The organism is Paenibacillus periandrae (genome assembly GCF_022458865.1).
GTDB lineage: Bacteria > Bacillota > Bacilli > Paenibacillales > NBRC-103111 > Paenibacillus_S > Paenibacillus_S periandrae.
This window is the reverse complement of record NZ_JAJNMU010000011.1, coordinates 53,427-68,019: the sequence shown is the minus strand read 5'-3', so window position 1 is coordinate 68,019 and position 14,593 is coordinate 53,427. Positions and strand designations below refer to the sequence as shown.

Here is a 14,593-nt window from a genome sequence, read left to right as displayed (position 1 = left end):
ACATTTTATACAAAAGGGAGAGTTAAACGATGAAAAAACAAGGATCACTATTATTGGCCCTGCTGCTGGTTACCGTATTGGTACTGTCGGCATGCGGCAAAAAAGAAGAGACTACCGCACCTGCCGCTGGCGGAGCAGCTGCTCCACAAGCACCAACTGCATCAACCGTTCGCATAGGTATATTCAAAAATGTCACGCACGCAGCAGGTTATGTTGCTTTGGAACAAGGCTTGTTCCAAAAAGCATGGGGAGATAAAGTTAAGATCGAGGTTGTCGGCTTTGACAACGGCTCCGATTTCTCTACTGCTTTAGCTACAGATCAGATTGATCTGGGGTACACAGGTCCTGGACCCGCTACCAACCAATTCGTTAAAAGTAAAAATTTCCGGATCGTTAGTGGATCTACCAATGGTGGAGCTGTCCTGGTAGCAGCCAAGGATTCAGGAATTACAAGCCCTAAGGATTTGCTTGGCAAAACTGTCGCGATCCCGACAAAAGGCAGCACAAACGAAATTTCTTTGCGCCTGCTGCTTCAACAAAATAACTTGAAAATTACTACAGATAAAACCGGTGTGAATATCATTGCACGTGCACCTGCTGACACTATGGTAGCCATGAGACAAAAAGAAATTGATGCAACCCTTGTTCCAGAGCCTTGGGGTACACAAATGGAACAGGAAGGAGTAGGCAAAATCATCGTAGATTGGGACAAAATCCCTCCTAATAATGGTAACTATCCTTTGACCTTGCTGGCTGTTAGCGACAAGTTCCTGAAGGATCACCGTGAAATGACGAAGCAAGCGATTAAAGCCAATGCAGAGGCTGTTGACTTTATTAAGAAAAACCCGGATAAATCCTACGAGCTGATTAACAATCGTCTGAAAGCTTTGAGCGGCAAAGGAATGGAAATCAACCTGATTAAAGCTTCCCTGGGCCGTTTTAGCCTCACCACAGATGTTAGTAAGGAAGCCATTGAAGAAATGGCCAAGGTTTCCATTGATGCTGGCTATATTAAAGACGTTAAAAAGGAAGAGCTTGATCTAAGCAAATTTGTGGATTTAACCCTGTTAAATGAAGTGAAAGCAGGCAAATAAGCTTGAAGTAAAAAAGCCCTTTGAGCATCCAAGTGATGCCTCGAAGGGCTTTTGACTATGGTCTCGTACTCGAAGTCAAGACTACTACAAATCCACGCGTACCATCCAGACGAATCAGGTCACCATCGTGAATCAGCCTGGTTGCGTCATCTATGCCTACTACAGCTGGAAGCCCGTATTCGCGCGCTACGACGGCACCATGCGTCATCAATCCGCCTACTTCCATCACCAGACCTACACACGAGTGAAACAGCGGCGTCCACCCCGGATCTGTAAATGGGGCAATCAAGATTTCACCTTTGTTCAGCTTCGCATCCTCAGGACGTAATACTACGCGGGCAATCCCTTCTACGATTCCTGCAGACACCGGGGTTCCGAGCAGTGCATGCTCTGGTGCATCCTGCTGACTGCGTTGGCCCGTAATCATCTCACCTTCACTTGTCATCAGCCGCGGCGGTGTGAGTGACTTGTAGTGCTCATATTCCTGTTTGCGACCAACTATTATTTGGGAGAGATGCTCGATCGAATTGCCTTGCGTCAAGTGCAGCAGTTCATCCAAGGTCAAGTAAAAGGCATCCTCTTCTTCAGACAATACTCTTTGCTGCACCAAACTTTGCGCTTCCTTCAGAATAGCCTGCCGGAACAAGCTGAAGTGCTGCATCATCAAATATTTGGGATGCTCCCGAATGCACATCAAATCGCGAAATACTCGCAGTAAGCGGCCCATTAATCTCTTTTTAAACCATCCGAAGGGCAGCTTCCCGAGACGATCCAACAAGTCGTCAGCAGCCGTTTGAGCCTCTAATGCGCCTTGTGCAAACCGCTCTCTGTGTTCCTTATGCCTCATCGTTCTGATATGGCTTTCAATCGAGGGCAATAGCGAGCTGGCATCCTCTCTCCATCTCGGGCGCGTAATATCGATTTCACCTGCACAGCGCATGCCATACAACTCAATAAAATGGTCCCATGCGGGTAAAAAGACAGAACCGCCTTCGACCGTCAAAAGATCCTCGCAAAAGCTTGATGCCCTGCCCTCACGAATTAACGCGGTGACCTCGGGATACTGCCTGGCGATATCCGCCAAATCTCCGATCATCAGTCCCATCTCACTGGTGACGTTGCCAATCAGCGATTTATTTAAAATGTGAATGACTTCATTGTCATGCAACCATCTTCCAGCAAGTCCTTGAATTAGTCTGGATGCAATAACACCCGACAACGGATAGGCCATCAATTCTTGAAACAGGGAACGCAGCAGCTTTCCGGCATGCTCCTGCACTTCAAGTACCCTATTCGCTCCGCTCACGTCTGTCAATTGATTCCTGCCCGATTGGAACGAGGATCTTAGCCATGTATTAACGGTGTGAACTGCCCGTGAGGTATCAGCAAACAGCAGATTGTTAACGACTCTCCCGAGCAAGGGAAAGACAAATCGTGCCACCCGCATAGCAAGTCCTTTAGGCCGCTTGATGCCTTGAATAAATACATCCCGTTGAACGTATTCACCTACACCGCTGCCCATCATTTCGTCAACACCTTTTAGAACCTTGGGTACAAGGCTCCTTGCTGGTTTAAGAGTTAGTATGGGGGTGATATCAATAAACATTCGTCCGCCAGCACGATACGTCAACTTACTTTCAACTTGAACGGCAGGTTTCCCGAAGGGAAACATCGTCTGCCAGATCGACAGCGCCATCGGCTTCATTGCATCTGTCATCATCTGCTGGTGCCCGAACGAGAGCAGAATACGGGGAGATTCTCCTGCTGCCGTCCACACTTGGGGAAGCGGGTATAACGATGTAATCGGTCGGCTCTGGACAATATAGATCGAACCTCCTGTGTAACACCATTCGATATCCTGATCCGTTCCATAATGATCCTTGACTTTTGCACCGAGAGATGCCAATTGTTCAATTTGAGAATCTTCAAGTGCCTGTCTGTCTTGCATAGCTTCTGGCAATTCCCTTGTAACAGTACCGCCTTCCGGTAATGAGAAAATGGCAAGCTTCTTTTTGGCTATTTTCTTGGAAATAATCGTTCCCGCATGCACCTGATATAAATCCGCTGAGACCAGACCCGATACGAGAGCCTCTCCTAGTCCATAGCTGGCATCAATAGAAAGGATTCCCCGATGACCACTAATCGGATCAGCGGTGAACATAATACCCGATACTTCGGGAAACACCATCTGCTGGACAACCACAGATAACTGCACCGAGCGGTGATCGAATCCATTCTTGGCTCTGTAGGAGATGGCTCGATCCGTGAACAGTGATGCCCAGCATTGACGGATGGCTAGCAGCAGCTGCTCGCTTCCTTTTACATTCAAATACGTATCCTGCTGCCCGGCAAATGAGGCATAGGGAAGATCCTCAGCAGTCGCGCTGGAACGAACCGCATAGGCATTATCTTTAGCTGATTGCTCCCAGCGGCCAATAATTTCAGCAGTAATAGCTTCCGGAATGGCTAACGTGACAAGATGCTTGCGGATACTTAAGCCAAGCTCGGATATCGCATTCAATTGGTCGGCCTTGATCCCATCCAGCTGGTGAAAATAGGCTTCCATCAGACTGCTTTGCCCGATAAAATCGCGGTAAGCGCCAGTCGTTACACAAAATCCGGGAGGTATCGGAAAGCCTGCTCTCGTCATTACGCCAAGATTCGCACCTTTTCCACCTACAATGGATATACTCGTTTCATCGATCTGTGCAAAGTCAAGAACGTATCCTTTCATCACACACACTCCTCAATGATCGTTATGGATTCGAAGACCTTCTGTAAACATGACAAGCAAGGTTTCAGCTACATCAATCGTCGTAAATCCATGCTTTGAGGCAAAATCCGGACGCAAAAAGGTCTGCACACTTTCTGACATAACAACAGCAGCAACTCGCGGATCGACATCTCGAATCAATCCTGCCTGTTGAGCCTGAACCAGCAGTTTCTCAATAAAAGTAAGCTGTCCGGCGCGAAAGGCTTCAATACGTTCCCACAGCTCTGGTATATACTTCTGGATATCCTCCAGAAACATCGGATTCAGCTTCACAAGCTCTTGCTTGACTCCATAAAGTGTGTCTCTTAATAAATGAAGCGGATCTCCTTCCTGACGCGTCGATTCGTCAATCCTGGCGCTGATCGCTGCCATCGTGTTCTCCAGCACGCCTGCTGCAATCTGCTCCTTCCCATTGAAATACACGTATAAGGTTTTCTTGCTCATCCCAAGCTGTGCCGACAGTTCACTCAAAGTCATAGAGCGATATCCTTTTTTTTGAAATAAATCGGCAGCTGTCTGTAGGATACGTATGCGCATAGCTTCATCCACCATGATACTCTCCCCACCTTGAAACCAAGGAAACTGATATAGTTTTTATAGTTTCCATCTTACAAAAAAAATGTGTACCCGTCAATCATTCATCGTACCGATACTTCTCTTAATCAGCACATAAAATTGAACGGCAGCTAACCCGAAGGATGAACTGCCGTTCTCTCTCAACAGCTTAATAAGGCTTAGGAATCTCTACCTTATGGGTAACGCCGTCTTCCGTAAAGTAAATGTGCACACCATGACCTTGATCATCCATGAAGTAGGATACATACTTGGGCTCATCCTTACGGAGTGGCACCAGCAGTGTGGCAATGCGATGACTACGGGCTGATTGCGTTGCAGCCGTCAAATGCCAATGACGGTCCAGACCTTCTATCTCTGCAGAGTCTACTTCTGTAAACTCGTCATGCTGTGACAGCGAGAGATCGCCGGATGAGCTGTACACAAAACGCCCATCCATATCTGCCTTTTGCCCATGAACCTTAAAGGACTGTCCATCCAGTTCCATCTCATACAGCGTATGGAACAGCCAATCGACACGTCCCGGCTGTGACAGATCAATCTGATCTACAACTACGATATAGGAATCCTCATAAAAATACAGCTCTCTGACATATCGCTCCAGGTAAGGAACCTGCTCCTGATAAGCTGGGGTCGCATTACAGCGGGAATACGTATAACCCTTATGGGTTTCGACAGCTTCCACCGTGCCTGATGCCGACATATTCAGTACTTTGTTAGTGCCTGCATATTGTCCCAGACCATCGATCAATACATTATTGGTAGACCTTGTCTGCTTGCGCCAATTCATGTGCATCGTGCTGCCGAAGGCAACATAATAGCCGCTCTCAATCGCAAGTGGTTCCCCATAGGCATGCAGCAGGAAGCCGTTCTGGTCTCCATGGCTGTGACTGATTGAGCCGTAAGGACTACTTTTGGTCAACAGCATGATATGGTCTTCCGGACGATCCATATGGGCGTGAAAAGCTACCCAGCCTATATCTCGGAACCATTTTACAGGTTCAATGTCTGTAGGTGCTTTGGCTTGCACAGCCGGATAATCATGCATATACATCATCTCGTCAAAACGGAAATCCCACCAGCCATAATTGTAAAACTTCATCTCGGAATCCGTATCGATCGCCCGAGTCTGCTCATAATACCATTGATGGTACCCATTGTTGGTAATCCCAGCAAATTGGCGAATATTGAAGCCTGTTTTCAAGCTTACCGGATCACCAAGCGTGGATTGATCGCCAAAGCTGGCACGAAGTGTATCCGGGCTAAAGCAATACAACGGAAAATCACCCGTATGCTGGAAAAAAGGACGACGGTAAAAGTTAATTCCTGTATATTTGTTCAACAAATTCATAGCTTCTGTTACAAAAGCCATCCCGGTCGTCCAATACATTGGACCTTCTGCCCAACCTCCATCTACCCCGCCCCATGGAGAATACAAGCATGCATAATACTCCAGTGTATAATCAAGCCATTCCTCTGCAACTGCGGCCTCGCCAAGCAGAGCCATGCAGCTTGGAACGATAACCGACGATAAAGAGCGAACGGCATGACTGTCAAAAGGAACATGGTGGATTTTGGAACGTTCGATTACATGGAACGCAACCTGGCGGGTGCGAGCCAACAAATTAGTGCGTACTGCTTCGCGTTCTTCCTCCGTCAGCTCCTGATAGAGCCAATCATAGCCCCATGCAAGCGCTCCGGCAATACGAAAGGAAGCCTCATCATTATAGTCTCTGCTTGTCGTACCCTCCGGATTCCACGAGGTAATGTGCAGCAGCCACACTTTGGCCCGTGCAATCAAATCGGCATCCTCAAGAATCACGCCTGCAACACTAAGATGACGCACTGCGTATAAAGCTTCCTGACAATCGATATACATTTGACGCCACAAGTTGGCTACACGCTTATTGTTTGGATATGGCAAGGGCTCAGCGATCAGTTCACGGTCGGCCCATGGTTGTACCGAGCGTTCCAGGAATACATCCCAACCGTATTGGGTTGGCTGCTCACGAACCGTGCGACGAAATTCCGGCAGCTCTTCGGCTTGCAGCCACAATCTGGGATGCTTCATGGAAATATCCGTATACCGGTGTCCACGCGACGGCAGTGGTGTTTCCGGCAAACCCTCCTGTACCGTAAAGCTGCGAATGTGGCTCCATTCTGTAGGTTGTCCTTCTCCTCTCTGCAATAGCGCATACCGCCAATAGTAAGTTCCTGCGGCGAAAACATGATCAGGTGTATACAAATTGTAAGGAATCGGTTGAACCGTTACGGTATCCTCTGATGTAAATTGCGAGGATGTTGAATACTGCAGTATATACTGGTCATGCTCAAGCTGAGCCGGTATCCAAGTAAACCGCGGCGGATTCTCGATTAAAACGGTCTGTTCATCTGGTGCATATTGTACAGTCAATAGTCCGCTTTGAGGTTGGTATAATGCTTTACTCATGTTTGTCCCTCCATGTCACAACCAGCCCTTGTTCACGATCAAGCACGCAAACCGCTTCCTGCGACTGAGTGCTAATTACCAGTTGTCCATTACTAGAATTCATACTGATTACATGTGCATGTTCGATTGTCGAAGCTTCGTTATTCGTTTCAACGGTACTTGTGGCTTCACTTGCTTTCCAATTGACATGAACGGCTGGACCCAGCTTATAAATCTGTATAAAGTTAGCTTGCTTGCCCACCTGCCGCTGCAGCAAGCCACTTAATGCTTGGCTCGGATCTATAGAGGTCCCTGGTGTTTCTACACGCAGCAGTGACATTCCCGGAAAAGCAACAATCGATTGATGCAGCAATTTCGTTATATCGCTATCAGGCGTATATTGGAGCGTCAGAATCTTGGGAGTCGGAAGCAAATCAAGTTGTTCCGCCAGCCCCAGGCAATCTCCTTCCTCTGTTTCATAATAGTCCGTAAGCTTCACCAGATCGTATCCGTGACCAGCGTAGCCCAATGCACCAAACCCATCATCGTCCCCACTGTCTCTCACCCAGGCTCCGTCTGCAGCATGAGGCTTAACGAGCGGATGCATCCACCAATCGATCGTACGCTCTTCAGACAGCTGAACCTCAAACCAATCGACCAGCCACTCTCCACTTAAGAGCAGATGCCTGTTTAATGTACAGCCCTCATAGGCTCCATCTGATTGCAGCCAAGTATATACAGCCTGCTCCGACTCCGTGAACAGCTTGCATAGACCTGAATGCTCAGCCTGGGATTGCCCATCAATCGAAACCGTATTATGACTGACCGTCTCGGCAAACCATTGCTTGCGCAGGGAAGATCCATAAGGAACCACACCCAGATCCGGTGTAAATGTCCCACCTTCGTACTGTATGGATACATGCAGCTTATCATAATGCCCATGTGAACCACCGTGTGGACCAAAATCTGCAAGGTAGGATAAGGGATTACCCGCTTTCCGTCCAACAATAAATCCCGAATCCTTCAGCAGCAGTGTGTTTCTTCCTGCTAATAGACCAGTATCTGTGAGAGTGGCATCACCTACTCCATACACAAGTGCTTCCAATGAAATTCGACGAGCCTCTCCATCCATTTGCCGATAGGCTTCACCTAACAACGGAGCATAAAGCTCATTGTCGTAATAAGCAAGACCAATTTCCATAATCTCCGCGATTTCTCTGGCAAAAGGAACTCTCGCCAACGGGCCATCATGCAGTGCCGGAAGCATACCTTGATCATCTGCCAGCCCTACTAGCACATCAAACATCCCGCGCATGGATTGGCCCTCTTCCGCCTGTATATGATATAAATCCACACCGAACCGTTCTGCCATCTCCGCTGAAATCAAGTACGCACGCAATACAAAAATATGATAATAAGTGCTGCCTTCAAATTCGAATTGATCCGGTTTTACGCCAATGGAAAGATGGTGCTTCCAACCGCCTTCTCCATCAATCAAGCCTTGTAGAAGCTCCTGCTGTCCACGAATGGCATAAACGCAGGAAAGTGAAGCATTTAGCCACGCAGTATAATTGTTTTCCGCATTCTGACGATCATGAATCAAGATATGGCGGTATTGCACCATACTCTCTTCCAGCATGGAAAGAAACACATCCAGTGTCGCTTTTTCCGTTTCGTTAAAGCCAACCCCTTCATCCTTAAGCAGTAAATAGGCGCGCAAAATCGTCGTAGACCAAATCGCCTCCGTTAATGCCTGATGAAAGGCGCGCCCCTTCAACATCCAGGGCTGAGCATCCGGATGCACCGGATATTGTGGAAATTGTGCAGCATAATTAATAATAATTTGCTTGGCCAGCTCAGCGTAGCTTGATTCTTTGATGCCTGCATATATGGCCGCTGCTTGCAGCGCGTACCTTGCCATGGACTGGTGCTTAAACACGAGCCATGCCCCGCGATACGCCTCACCTTCAATACGGCAGCCATGCGGACATTGGAAGCTATGAGCATCACGCTCAGCAGGATCGAACAGAAGTTCGACATGATGCTCTGGGCACACATATTGATGCCACCAACCGCCTGGTTCTTTCGGAATATGGAGACTATCGCTGGAAAGAAGAGCATCGAGCTCTTCCTTCAGCTTCTGCAGGGCTTCATTCGCCCATAAGGTGGATTGCAGCTTCTGTTCTATTCTCATCGCATGAACATCCCGCCGTTGACTTCAATCGTCTCACCTGTCAAATAGGCACCCAGCTCTGAGGTCAAATACAAGACTGCACCTGCTACATCCTCCGGCGTTCCCTCACGCTTTAACGGGATGCCGCCAATTGTAGCCTGACGTGCTGCATCGGTCGTAAATGTAGAATGAAACGCGGTTTGTCCAATGAAGCCAGGGGATACGATATTCACAGTGACTCCATCACCTGCGATCTCTTTGGCCAAGCCCTTGGAGTAGGCCGATATAGCGGCTTTACTCGCTGCATATATACTTGCTCCAGGACCGCCTCCGTTATGTCCAGCAACTGAAGCCATGTTCACGATACGCCCTGCACCCTTGGCTTTCATACCCGGAATGACGCGTTTGCACATAAACACCGTGCTTTTCAGATTAACATTCATAATCTTGTCATACATCTCTTCCGTCATATCGACATTCGGCACACGTTGTACCATATGGCCTGCATTATTAACCAGAATATCAATCGTTCCGCCGAATGCACTTTCCACACCGCTTACCAGACTTTCGATCTGTGCAGCGTCAGTCACGTCTGCTTGAAACAGCTCAGCCTGTCCACCCGCTTGGCGAATAATCGCTACCGTTTCTTCGCCCTGCTCTTTATTGTTCAAATAGCTAACACCAACCTTGGCCCCATTTGCTGCCAATAATACAGCAGTTGCGCGTCCAATACCTGCGTTAGATCCGGTAACTAAAGCGATTTTCCCATTTAACTGTGTGTTCATTATGTGTTTCCTCCTCAGATTATCAACGGGTTTTTGCTATCATCCCGTATTATATTTTTATAGGTTTAGGTATATCGGGCATCGATAAGACAATTCGACTTCCTTGTCCCCATTCACTTTCAATCTGCATCCCATACTGCTCGCCAAATACCATTTGAATGCGACGATGCACATTCATCAGCCCAATGCCGCCGCGGCGATAATAGCCTGATTCCGTCTGCTGCTCCGCTAACCGGTTCAGCTTTAATTGCTCTTGCAGCTCCCGAAGTCTTTCAGGCGGGATGCCAATCCCATTATCCTCAACAATAACTTGAAACAGCCCCAGCTGCTTTCGGGCATCAATCGATATCCGGTGATGAACCTCAATCCCATTTGGAAAAGCATGCTGGAAGCAGTTTTCGATAACAGGCTGAAGGGTTAAGCGGACCATTTTTTCCAACAGCAGCGAAGGTGGGATAATGACATCAATTTCAAACTCACGGTCGATCCGGTGCTGTAGAATGATCAAGTAATTGCGCACATGATTCAATTCGTTAGCCACCGTAATTTCTTCCAGATTCGTCTGGATCGAATACCTCAGCATAAAAGCCATAGCTTCAACCATCTCGGTAATCTCATGCGAATCCTGAACAATGGCATAGCAATTAATCGTCTCTAAGGTGTTATATAAAAAATGCGGGTTGATCTGCAGCTGCAAAGTTTGAAATTCGGCACGATGCCGCTCAATTTCCGTCTCTTGTATCTGCAGAGCATCCTTCTGCTGCTGCAGCTCAGCTGCATACACTTTGTTGATCATTTCGGACAAGCGAGTCACCATCAGATTGTAGCTATGAACGAGGCCTCCAATTTCATCTGTCCGCTCGATCTCGTCAATGTGCTGAAAATTACCTTTTTCCGTTTCACGCATGCTGTCCTTTAGCTCTCGAATCGGTGCCAGCAGCGAACGTCCGAATCGCCAAGCTAGCCACAATGCCACAATCAGGGTCAGCAAGCCAACTACGATGGTTGTTGTTCGTATTGTCGAAATCGGTTTGCGCAGCTCACTAACCGGTACAGAGGCAAGCAGCCGCCAGTTCGAATAATCGGATTTGCGTGCCACAAACATCCGGTTTTTGCCCAAGTATTCCGCTTGAAACACCTTGTTATTGCTATCTGTCAAATGTGCGGCAATATCTTTGAATACCTGCTCATCAGGCTGAGCGAAGGGCGGATGATAAATCGACTTTCCTGTCTCATCCACAATGAAAAAATACCCTTCCTTCCCGATATTGACCCGATCCCAAATCTTGGCGAGCTCCTGCAGCTTGAACTCAATCGCCACAATTCCTTTAAAATCCGTGTAAGCAGCCCCACGTACCTGACGTGCCATCGTAACTACCGTACCTTGGTCGCTCGGGCGAAAACTCGTATTCAAAAGAACGATTGAGCCATCCTCAGGTATTGCTTTCATCAGCCAATCATATCTTTCTGGACTGAGTCCCGCTTCACTGAAAAGAAAATTCTGATTATCGTATACAACGGATCTGCCCTGCCGCCCAACGATATATATGACATTCAATTGTTTGTAAATCGTTTGAATCGACTGTACGGACCGGGAGGCAAAATTTTTAATTTCGTTCGAATAATAATAATATTCGTAGGAATCATTCGGTCCGATCTCAAAAAAATTTCTGACATCCGTATTCGATGAGAAGGTGTTGCTCAAGAGCTCGTACGTTTGTAAATAAATATCCGTTTGATAAGCAACATTTTCAATCATTTGCTCCATATACTGCTCAACCTGTGTATCCAAAGCTCGCGAAGCCTGAAAATACGACACAAATCCAACAGAAGCCAGCGATATGACAATGACAATCGCAAAATAAAAATAAACTTGTCCGGAAAGCGTGCGCATTTTCATCATTCGATTCCCAGCTTGTTCCTGAATTCAGATGGCAATAAGCCCGTATGCTTTTTAAAGGTTTTGGTGAAATGCGGATGGTCGGCATAGCCCACTTCACCGGAAATGTCCGTGATCCGGTAATGCGGCTGGGCTAACAGCTTCTTAGCCTTCTCCATCCGCCTGCGCGTACGGTATTGCACAAAGGTTTCCTGAGTCGTTTGTTTAAAGAGTTGACTAAAGTAGGAGGCATTAAGCCCGATACGACCCGCAACCTCCTCCAGCGATACCTCTTCAGCTAAATGCGTCTCAATATATTGCTTGGCTTCCTCAACAGGGTCCTTCAGCTTGCCTCTACGTTTTACTTTCAATTCTGCGAATAGCTGCTCAAGACTTGCTGCAAACCGAGACCATACCTCATCCTCATTCTTGACGCCAGTCAAATCCAGCTTTTCGATGAAGGAAAATACATCCCGGCCAAGCAACCGCTTATACAACAGTGCCGAAAATTCACCCAGCACATCAATCCATTGATTCAGACGCAGCCGCTGAGCTTGAAGCTCCAATTGAACCTTATTCAGCATGCCGCTTAAGCCTTTATAATCCAGTGACCATATCGCATCCTCCATGGCGCCAACCCATTCCTCGAGCCGCTGCACGGAGACAAAGGTTTGCGATTGCTGCAGCGTGTGCAGATGTGTCAGCTTGATCAAAGCGGCTTCGACTGTTTTCTTGCTAATCGGCTTTAATACATATTCCTTCACACCATAGGACAAGCACTTTTGCGCATATTCAAAATCACTGTACCCGGACACAACCACTATGTGAATGCTCGGGTCCAATTCTGACACGTGTCTGCATAGCTCAAGCCCGTCCAGCTTTGGCATCCGAATATCTGTAAACAGGAAATCAGGACGCTCCTCACGAATCTGCTGCAGCGCATCCTCGCCATTTTCTGCTAATCGTAAGCTTGATACCGGCTGACCTGATTGTTGAATCAGCTTTTGCAATCCTTTACGGATCATCGGCTCGTCATCCGCAATCATGATGCTGTACATGAGGTCGCCTCCTTTGCTGAATTAAACATCTATGCTTGTAGTATACACGATGCCAGATGTGAAATCCTTTCGCACACAAGCCTTTTAGCCATGACCTGAATAAAACGCACTCCCCATGTCATCAGACATGAGGAGTTCAATGTAGAACAATTATCGACGCGGCATGCTGATCGTCACACTTGGATCTTGTTTATTAAATTTCTCAGTTGCTTCTTTGATGACGTCATTTCCGCCTTTGGACTTATACTCTTCAATCACCTTAGGCCAGTCGGAAATCGGCTCTTTACCATAAACCATTTTGACCATGTGCTGCAAAATAAGCGGCGCCGCATAGTCGGATTCCGGTGAAATGTCCGGGTTTTTGATCAATGCATCAAGGCGCGGTTCGAATTGAATCCCGTCACGGCCTTCTTTGGCGAGCATGTTATCGTACGTACTCATCAGTTTCTTACCATCTTCTGTCAAGCTGAGTGTGCCCTTGTTGTAGGTAGTGTCTTGAACCATCCAGAGGAATGCCTGACGGTAACGCTCTTCATCGACAGCCTGAGGCTCAGTAGGAGCTTTGTATTCAATTTTGCCATCAACGGTTTTGAATGTCTCACCCTCTATACCGAAGGTGAAAAATTTCTCAGCTTCGTCAGACAGCATCCAATCGAAGAATTTGATGATCGCTTCCGGATTTTTTACATTTTTGTTAATAAACCAAGCCCGGGTAACGGAGTTATACAGATACGCTCCACCTTTGCCGTCCGGTCCTGTAGGTCCCGCAATCAGTTCCACCTTGGCAGTGGGTACGTTCGCTTTGAGCTGTTGTTCCCATTGCAGTACTTCATTGGCATTCATCGACCAAATACCGGATTTACCTGCAAGAATCGAGTTTTTGTAAACAGTAGGGTTGATGGTTGCGAATTCTTTGTTGATCAAGCCCTCATCGAACATCGTTTTATACGTTTGCAGCGCTTTCGTCATATTCTCCACATTGAAAAATTTAGGTACAATCTGATCTCCCTGCTTCATAAACATCGACATGTAAGGGTATGCATCAAAAGCGCCGAAGAATGAATCTGCATACTTGAAATTTTCGCGGCCTTGATAAGGATTCTCTACGCCCATTTCTTTAAACTTGCGCATGACAGTTAAATACTCGTCTACCGTCTTCGGAATCGGCAGCCCTGCTTTATCCAGCAAATCCTTACGTATCGCTACAGCCCGCCGGGAAGGATTCGATAGAAACTCAGGAATTGCATAAATTTTACCTTTATAGGTTTCTTTTTGCCATGCATCCTTAGGAATTTTCTTCAACAGATTTTGACCGTATTTTTGCAGCAAATCGTCAAGTGGCATGAACACGCCGGCTTGCACGGAGCCCGCCATTTCTTTACCGGACACCCCGCCGGAGCCGCCTACAACGTCAGGAATATCATTGGTTGCAAACATTTGCACCATCTTTTGCTCATATTCCTTGTGAGGCACCAAAACGATGTTCAGATCGGTATTTGTTAATTCTTCCAGCTTTTTTACCCATTTGTCTTCGTTAATATTTGGTGATTTTTCTACGTGGTTAAATGCAAGTGTTCGCATCGAGATAGAGAACTTGGCTTTTTCTGCCGGCTTGCTGCCTCCAGCTGCATTATTTGTTTCAGGTGCTTTGGAAGAACATGCGGTCAATGTCGTGACTGCCATTACGGAAGCCAAACTTACCTTCATCCATTTTTTCATGTATTACCCCTCTTTTCTGATAACTGATAATATTTAATGATGATGTGTAGCGCTTTCAAGATAGCTTCATTGTAGATTCACCTATGATTTGTCACAATGGACTTTCATTGG

At 47.1% G+C, this 14,593-nt stretch carries 9 protein-coding genes; 1 reads left to right on the top strand and 8 read right to left on the bottom strand.

Annotated features, from left to right (window positions below; genetic code table 11):
- The first annotated feature begins 29 nt into the window (after nucleotides 1-29).
- A complete protein-coding gene (locus LRL21_RS19190; protein WP_240417419.1) occupies nucleotides 30-1,094 on the top strand; it encodes an ABC transporter substrate-binding protein in 1,065 nt (354 codons plus the stop codon).
- A gap of 55 nt (nucleotides 1,095-1,149) precedes the next feature.
- On the opposite strand, the gene LRL21_RS19185 is transcribed toward LRL21_RS19190, so the two are convergent.
- The 8 genes from LRL21_RS19185 to LRL21_RS19150 all read right to left on the bottom strand — a co-directional run bounded on the left by LRL21_RS19185 (nucleotide 1,150) and on the right by LRL21_RS19150 (nucleotide 14,482).
- Nucleotides 1,150-3,828 carry a phosphoenolpyruvate synthase gene (locus tag LRL21_RS19185; protein WP_240417418.1) on the bottom strand — a complete coding sequence of 893 codons (2,679 nt, stop codon included), beginning with the start codon at nucleotides 3,826-3,828 and terminating at the stop codon, nucleotides 1,150-1,152.
- Between the two features lie 12 nt (nucleotides 3,829-3,840).
- On the bottom strand, nucleotides 3,841-4,419 hold the full coding sequence (locus tag LRL21_RS19180) for a TetR/AcrR family transcriptional regulator (RefSeq protein WP_240417417.1): 579 nt from the start codon (nucleotides 4,417-4,419) through the stop codon (nucleotides 3,841-3,843).
- A gap of 172 nt (nucleotides 4,420-4,591) precedes the next feature.
- Nucleotides 4,592-6,889 (bottom strand): DUF4962 domain-containing protein, encoded by a 2,298-nt coding sequence (locus tag LRL21_RS19175; protein WP_240417416.1) that lies wholly within the window; start codon nucleotides 6,887-6,889, stop codon nucleotides 4,592-4,594.
- Nucleotides 6,882-9,062, bottom strand: a complete 2,181-nt coding sequence (locus tag LRL21_RS19170; protein WP_240417415.1) for a heparinase II/III domain-containing protein — start codon at nucleotides 9,060-9,062, stop codon at nucleotides 6,882-6,884. The genes LRL21_RS19175 and LRL21_RS19170 overlap by 8 nt, the downstream gene beginning before the upstream one ends.
- A complete protein-coding gene (locus tag LRL21_RS19165; RefSeq protein ID WP_240417414.1) occupies nucleotides 9,059-9,826 on the bottom strand; it encodes an SDR family NAD(P)-dependent oxidoreductase in 768 nt (255 codons plus the stop codon). The genes LRL21_RS19170 and LRL21_RS19165 overlap by 4 nt, the downstream gene beginning before the upstream one ends.
- 49 nt (nucleotides 9,827-9,875) lie before the next feature.
- A complete protein-coding gene (locus LRL21_RS19160; protein ID WP_338044645.1) occupies nucleotides 9,876-11,729 on the bottom strand; it encodes a cache domain-containing sensor histidine kinase in 1,854 nt (617 codons plus the stop codon).
- Complete coding sequence (locus tag LRL21_RS19155) at nucleotides 11,726-12,763, bottom strand: response regulator transcription factor (protein WP_240417413.1); 1,038 nt, start codon at nucleotides 12,761-12,763, stop codon at nucleotides 11,726-11,728. Before LRL21_RS19155 ends, LRL21_RS19160 begins: the two co-directional genes overlap by 4 nt.
- A 150-nt stretch (nucleotides 12,764-12,913) precedes the next feature.
- A complete protein-coding gene (locus LRL21_RS19150; protein ID WP_240417412.1) occupies nucleotides 12,914-14,482 on the bottom strand; it encodes an extracellular solute-binding protein in 1,569 nt (522 codons plus the stop codon).
- Nucleotides 14,483-14,593 lie beyond the last annotated feature (111 nt).